Here is a 6,954-nt window from a genome sequence, read left to right as displayed (position 1 = left end):
CGCGGGGCGGGCGCGGGCGCGGGGCCCCCCGGGCGCCCCGGGCCGGGGGGCGCCCCGCGGGGGGCCCCCCCCCGGCCCCGGGGGGGGGGGCGGGGGGGGGGCGGGTGCGGGCCGGGGGGCCCCGCCCCGGCCCCGCCGTCAGCCGCAGCTCACGGCGTCGTACGGCACCTCGATCTCGGTCGTGACGTCGCCGAGCGTCGCCGTGACCGTCGCCGTCCCCGCGTCGAACGCCGCGGCACGCGAGGCGAACGACTGGTAGGCGTTGGCCCCCACCTCGACCGCGTCGAACTCCTTGGAGCCGAACGGCGTGGTCAGGGTGATCGCGACGGGCGCCTCGTCGGCGTTCGTCGCGCGCAGGGCCAGGTACGCCTTGCCCGCGAGGCAGCGGGTGGATGCGGTGACCTCGACGTCGACCGTCGGCTCCGGCTCGGAGCCCGTCGTGAGACGGAACCAGTCGAACGCGACCGTGACGGGCGTCTCCTGCTCCGGGCCGATCGCCATGAGGCCGATCCTCGTCAGCGGCACGTCGTTGGTCACCGGCTCGCCCAGCGGCGTCCAGCTGACCCCGCCGTCGCTGACCCAGGCCTGGTACGTCGTCCCCACCTTCTCGAGGCGCAGGTACCAGTAGCCCGACTCGGTCGAGTCGGCGAGCTCGAGCTGACGGTTGCCGCCGTTGCCGAACTGGCCGCCCTTCTCCGAGACGAGCTCGGCGCCGAGGTTCAGCGCCGTGCCGGGCGTGTTCTTCGCGAGCACGTCGGCCTTGACGTAGTTGTCGTCGTCGCCGTACGCGATGAGCCCCGCGAGCTGCCACCGGTGCACGAGCGGCGCCTTGAACCGCGTCTCGACGACCCAGTCGCCCTCCGGAGCGGTCTGGAGGACGAAGTTGCGCGGGTCGTCGTTGTTCCCGGCGTTGATGTCGCCCGGCTGGGTCGTGATGCGCAGCTCGCCGTCGGACACGGCGACCTTCGACCCGTCGTAGCGGACGATCGCGTCCCAGCGGCAGCCGTCGAGGGCGTCGCCCTCGAACTCGTCGCTCGGCTCGCGCTCGCCGTCGTCGGTGCCCGCGCCGGTGACCCGGACGTGGTCGACCTTCGCGACCGTGTCCGCCGTCGCGGTGTCACCGGCGGCCATGACGCCGAACGTCGCGCCCGCCTTGACGGGCGCGGAGCCCGCCATCGCCGTCCACGCCTCGCCGTCCGCCGAGTACGCGGCCGTGATGGCGGAGCCGTCCGAGACGAGGCGCAGGTGGATCGTCGAGGGGAAGTCCCCCGCGACGTCCGTCTGGCCGTGCCACGTGCGGGACCCGCCCGTCTCGGTCTGGAACTCGAGGAAGCGGGCGCCGTTCTGGTTCTTCGTGAACGCGAGCTTGGTGTACTCGTCGTCGGTCACGTGGACCAGGAGCCCGGCGTGCTGCCAGTGCCGGGCGAGCGGGACGTCGATCTTGGCCTCGAGCGTCCACGCCCCGGCAGGGGCGGGCTGACCGAGGTAGCTGATCGGCCCGGCCGCGTCCTCGTTGATGTCGCCCTGCACGACGGGCAGGACGGCGTGGCCGTCGGCGACCGTGATCGGCGCGCCGTCGGCCTGGCGGACGACCGTCCACCGCGGGTCGAGCGCGTCGCCGTCGAACTCGTCCGACGCCTGCGCGAGGCACTGCGGCGGGGTCTGCTCGCCCGGCTCCTCGGTCTGCGGGTCGTCGTCGAAGACGAAGTCCTGGAACTCGACCGCGCTCGTCGCCGTCGTGCTGTGCGCCGTGACGAAGAGGCCCACGTCCTGCACGGACGCCGCACCCGGCAGGGCCTGCGGCTCGCCGATCTGCGTGAAGGTCTCGCCGTCCTTGCTCCAGGACGCCGTGTACAGGTCGCCGTCGCGCACGATGCGCACCCACGCGGGGTAGCTCGTCGTGCTCGCGCTGCTCGACGCCGTGAGCTGCCCGCTCGAGTTGCCGCGCAGCCACTCGAAGCCGCCGCTCGGGCGCATGCCCAGGGCCGCGTAGCCCTGCGAGCTCGAGACCTGCGTGACGTCGTTGCGGACGATGATCCCGGCCTTGGCGGACCCGTTCGAGTTGCCCTGGCTGTTGATCCTCACCGTCGCCGACCAGTTCTCGTCGGCGCCCTGCTCGCGGTAGATGGTGGAGTACTCGTTGGTGCCCTGCCACATGTTCGCGCCGCCCGACGTGATGAGGTACTTGCCCTCGGCGAGCTGCTCGAACGTCCCGTTCGCGTTGGTGAAGGTCTTCATGCCCCCGAAGAGGTCGCCGACCTGCGCGAGCACGACGCGGGACCGCGTGTACAGGCCCTTGTCGTTCGTCGCGACCGCGGTGAGCTCGTAGTAGTTGTCCGCCGTGGGGTTCCACGTGGCCTCGTACGGAGCCGTCTCGTCCACGCCGATGGACTCGCCGTCGACGAAGAACTCGACCTGGGTCACCGTGTTCTCGGTGTCGTCCGCCTCCGCGGTGACCGTCATCTCGCCCTGCTCGAGACGGACGCCGGCCTCGGGCGACGTGATCCGGACCTTCGGACGCGTCGTGCCCGAGACGCCCTTGCCGTCCGCCTCCACGAAGTTGAGGCGACGCTCGCCCTCGCCCGGGAAGACGACGTAGAGCGTGAACGGCTCCATGGGGTCGGTGACGTCGACCGTCACGTCGGTGAACGTGCCGAGGCCCGTCTGCGGGATCTCGGCCGTCCCGAGGAGCTCGCCGTCGGGCGCGTCACGACGCAGCTCGATCGTGCTCTCGGCCGCGGCCGCGACGCGCAGCGTCAGCGCCTGGACGCCGTAGAGGCTCACCGGGTCGTACGACGCCCAGGACCCGTTCGAGCCCGTGATGACGGACCCGCCACCCTCGACGTCCCGGCTCGGGATCGTCGTGGTGCCCTGCGACTCGGCGTGGAACTCCGCCTCGCGCTTCTTCGGGAAGATGAGGGTCGTGTCCGAGCCGGTGAGCGCGGGCACGCCGCCCTCGCCGCCGCGGTCGGTGTACCGCGCGTCGATCACGTAGAAGACGTTCATGTCCTCCCCGTGCCCGCCGCCGAGGCTCGTCGCGACGGTGCCCGTGCGGCCGTGCAGCGGCTCGGACGGGTGCGCGTGCGCGTCGTGCCCGAGGGCCGGCTGGATGATGACCTGCTCGTCGTCGATCTCCTCGCCGTCGGGCGAGTCCTCGGCGTCGGTCACCGACACGTCCCACGTGATGTCGTCGCCGAACTCGAAGAACGAGCCCGTGGGCGGCAGCCCGAAGTCGACCTCGGGACGCGTGTTGCCCACCGTGATCGGGACCGTCGCCGTGCCGACCTTGCCGGCCGGGTCGGTCACTGTGAGGCGGGCGTCGTAGACGCCGTTCTCGGTGTAGGTGTGGCTGGGCGCGGCGGACGTCGAGTCCGTCGTCCCGTCACCGTCGAAGTCCCACGCGTACGTCAGCTCCTCGCCCTCGGGGTCGGTGCTCGCCGTGCCGTCGAACGACACCTCGAGCGGTGCGATGCCGGAGTCCGGCGTCGCGACCGGCTGCGACACCGGCGAGCGCGATCCCGACACGTAGTCGATGCGGTGCAGGCCCGAGTTCGGGTTGTCGCGACCGAAGCCGCCGCCCCAGTCGAGCACGTACATCGCGCCGTCGGACCCGAACTTGGAGTCGATCGGCGCGAGGAACTGCTCCTCGGGGAGGAACGGGTTGACCTTCTCGACGTCGGTCGCACCGGCCGCGGCCTCGGGGTCCTTGAGGTCGATCGTGTACATCTTGTTCCGGGCCCACTCGTAGAAGAAGGCCTTGCCGTCGTAGGACGACGGGAACTTCGTGTCGGAGTCGAGCTCCGGGTCGTACTCGTAGAACGGGCCGCCCATGGGCGCGAGGCCGCCGCCGGCGTTGATCACGCCGGGCACCGACGAGCGCTGGTAGCCGTACCAGAGGTCCGCGGGCTGCGCCGGGGGCAGCTCGGTGAGACCGGTGTTCTTCACCGAGTCGTTGATCGGCGCGTCGCAGTCGAAGAAGTCGCCCACCGTCACCGGGTTCGTCCGGTAGTCGACGTCACGGAACGGCTCGTTGTTGCCCATGCACAGGGGCCAGCCGAAGAAGCCCGGCTCCTTGATGAGGTTCCACTCGGCGATGCCGGCCGGGCCGCGGGTGGCCAGGTTGTCCGACCCGTTGTCGGGCGAGTAGTCGGCGACGCCGAGGTACCCGGTCTTCGGGTCGATCGTGAACCGGAACGGGTTGCGGAAGCCCATCGCGTAGATCTCGGGCAGCGTCTTCTCGGTGCCCGGGGCGAACAGGTTCCCCTCGGGGATCGAGTAGGTGCCGTCCTCCTCGGGGTGGATGCGCAGGACCTTGCCGCGCAGGTCGTTCGTGTTCGCCGACGTCGCGCGCGCGTCGTGCCACGTGCCGTCGCGCTCCGAGATCGGCGCGTAGCCGCCCGAGGGCTCGGAGTGCGGGTTCACGTCGTCGCCCACGCCGATGTACAGGTCACCGGTCTCGTGGTCGACGAGGAGGCCGCCGCCCGTGTGCCCCGGCTCGTCGGGCAGGCGCCCGGCCGGGATCTCCAGGAGCACCTTCTCCGAGGCCGGGTCGATGACCGTCTCGCCGGGTCCGCCCGAGGTGACCGTGAAGCGCGAGACGCGGCTGAAGAAGTTCGCCGGGTCGGAGTCGTCCGGGCTCGCGGGCGCGTAGTACTGGTACAGGTACCCGTTCTCCGCGAAGTCCTTGTCCAGCGCGATCCCCAGCAGGCCGTCCTCGCCGCCCGAGTACACGGGGATCGTGATGGCGGTCGTGGTGTTCTGCGTGCGCGGGTCGTAGACGCGGATCTGGCCGCGCACCAGCTCGGTGAAGAACACGCGGCCGTCGGGCGCGACGTCCATGCCGAACGGCGCGCTCGTGTTCGTGTCGAGCGCGACCTTCTCGAACGAGCCCCAGTCGGTGCCGCCGCAGTCGCCCTCGACCAGGCCCGCGGCCCACTGCACGCCGCCGACGACGTGCTGCACGAAGTCGGGCTCGTCGGTGTAGTGCGCCCCGAAGTGGCCCATGCCCGTCATCCAGGCCCGGCCGCCGTCGTACGCGCGGCACCACGAGATGGGGTGGTCGTAGCCCATCCTGTTGCCGCCCGGGTCGTACGTGGTCTCGTCCATCGTGGCCAGCACGTGAGCGTTCCCACGGACGTTCGCCGAGAAGTTGTACCACTCGTCCGCGCGCGTCCAGCGCTGCGGCAGGTGCTCGGTCGACGGGTGCGTGCCGTCCTCGACGCGGACCGTCCCCGGCAGGCCCGGGCTGTTGCCCGTGGCGGCGTGACCGGGCATCAGCGCGCCGATCATGTCGTCCCACCACTGGTAGTCGCCGCGCATGTCGGTCGCGTTGTGGATGGCGACGATGCCGCCGCCCGCCTGCTGGTAGCGCTCGAGCGCGGCCTTCTCGTCGGCGTTCCAGGGGTCGCCCGACGTCTGGAACATGACGAGGGCGTCGTACTGCGCGAGGTCCTCGTCGTTGAAGACGGACGAGTCCTCCGTGTGGTCGGACGCGATGCCGACGTCGGCGAACGCGGCCTCGAGCACCGGGGTGCCCTGCGTGATCGCCTCGGTGTGCCGGAACTGGGTCGTCTTGGTGAAGATGAGCACCTTGTGCTCTTCGTCCGCGGGGACGGGGTCGTCGGCGGCAGTGGCCATCGTGACGGGCGCGAGCGTGAACGCGAGCGCTCCGATGGTCAGTGCCGCGACGGACCGCGCCCTGCGGGGGCGTCGTGCGGTCATCGTGGTGCCTCCAGGGCATGACGTGCGGACCCGGACGTCCTCGTCCGGGAAGGATGGTCGTCATCCCGCGGCGTGCCGGCGCCTGCGGTCGTCGTCGACTACGGCTACGAGTGCTCCGGCGTGGGCATCAGTCCCTTCAGGTAGGCGAGGCCATCGAGCGCGATGGCGTCCTGGCTCGGCGCCAGCGGCCGCCAGATCGAGGCGGCCGTGGCGATCGTCGCGTTCTCGGCCGTGAAGGACTCGATGACGAGCGGTCCGTCGTAGCCGGTCGCGTCGAGCGCGGCGAGGAGGCCGCGCCAGTCGAGGTGGTCGGTCCCGGGCGCGCCGCGGTCGTTGCCGCACACCTGGACGTGCGCGATGCGCTCGCCCGCGCGCGCGATCGCGGCGGGCAGGTCCGTCTCCTCGATGTTCATGTGGTAGACGTCGAGCATGAGGCCGATGCCGGCCGCGGGCAGGCGCCGCACGACCTCCAGCCCCTGGTCGACGGTGTTGACGAGGCTCGTCTCGTAGCGGTTGAGGGGCTCCAGGCCGACGACGACCCCCGCGGCGACCGCGTGGTCCACGACGGGCGCGAGGTTCTCCGCGAGCTCGGCGTACGCGGCCTCGCGCTCCGCCGGGCCGAGGCGCCACGTGCGACCCACGGACGCGTAGGCGGGCCCGCCGATCACCGGGGCCCCGACGGTGTGCGCGACGTCGACGACGTGGCGCAGGTAGTCCTGGGTCGAGCGCACCGTCGCGGGGTCCGCGGCGACGAGCTCGCGACCCTCCCCCATGACGAGCGAGACGCTCGCGCCGAGCCCGTGGTCGGCGAGGACGGCGGCCGCCGTCGCGGGGTCCCAGTCCCCCGGGTTCTCGACCGGGAGCTCGAGCACGTCGAACCCCCACCCGGCCACGCGCGGCGCGATGCCGCGCAGCGCGTCGTCGGACAGGGGCGAGGTCCACACCCAGGTGTTGACGCCGAGCGCGCGCGGGCGCAGCGGCGGGACGTCGGACCCGTCCGGGGACGGGCCCGGGCGGGCGGACGGCGCGGTCGGGGCGGAAGGAGCCACGTCGCTCTCTCTCGTCAGGTCCGACGCACGGCCGTCCCCGCCCGCGCGCCCCCCGACGCGCGGCGCCCCCCCGCGCGGGGGGTGCGCCGCGGCGTCGGGGCGCCGGGGGGGGCGCCCGGCCCGGGGGGCGGGGACCGGGGGGCCCCGGGGTGGTGGGGGCCCCCCGGGGGGGGGCGCCGGGGGG

At 72.6% G+C, this 6,954-nt stretch carries 2 protein-coding genes; both read right to left on the bottom strand.

Annotated features, from left to right (window positions below; all coding sequences use genetic code 11):
* Window positions 1-138: 138 nt before the first annotated feature.
* Window positions 139-5,721: a ThuA domain-containing protein gene (locus GYH36_RS18575; protein ID WP_162290625.1), complete on the bottom strand. Its 5,583-nt coding sequence runs from the start codon at window positions 5,719-5,721 to the stop codon at window positions 139-141.
* A 104-nt stretch (window positions 5,722-5,825) separates the two neighbouring features.
* The gene (locus tag GYH36_RS18570; protein WP_312028713.1) at window positions 5,826-6,770 is read right to left on the bottom strand and encodes a sugar phosphate isomerase/epimerase family protein; all 945 of its coding nucleotides are present in this window, start codon (window positions 6,768-6,770) and stop codon (window positions 5,826-5,828) included.
* Window positions 6,771-6,954: the final 184 nt, after the last annotated feature.

Origin of the sequence: Cellulosimicrobium composti (assembly GCF_010287905.1) — a bacterium.
Classification (GTDB): Bacteria; Actinomycetota; Actinomycetes; order Actinomycetales; family Cellulomonadaceae; genus Cellulosimicrobium; species Cellulosimicrobium composti.
Note: the sequence above shows the minus strand (reverse complement) of the source record. Positions and strands in the feature narration are given on the sequence as shown.

What these genes read in the sequence shown, in the direction of transcription:
- GYH36_RS18575 (WP_162290625.1), bottom strand. Translation starts at nt 5,721, where the DNA reads ATGACCGCACGACGCCCCCGCAGGGCGCGGTCCGTCGCGGCACTGACC.